The 208-nt window shown below is 51.0% G+C and carries 1 pseudogene; it reads left to right on the top strand.

Features of this window, described 5'->3' with window-relative positions:
* Positions 1 to 208: pseudogene (locus JDF658_RS10710) on the top strand (IS200/IS605 family accessory protein TnpB-related protein); the annotation flags it as partial.

Genomic DNA, 208 nt, shown 5'->3' with positions numbered 1-208 from the left:
AGTTGTGGCTGCCGGAAAAACACCGGGAACTGGTGCAGATATGGCTGGCCATGAAGTTACCCTATGCGGTAGAACTGATCCGCACCCTGGAAGGACGCTATTTGGTACATTTGACATTTGAAGTGGTCAGGGTGCAGGAACCGGACTTTGCTAAAGGTTGTCTGGCTATAGACACAAACCCTGATGGGGTAGCCCTGTGTAACGTTAG

This window comes from Carboxydocella sp. JDF658 (assembly GCF_002049395.1).
Taxonomy (GTDB): domain Bacteria; phylum Bacillota.
This window is presented reverse-complemented; position numbering and strand designations above follow the sequence as displayed.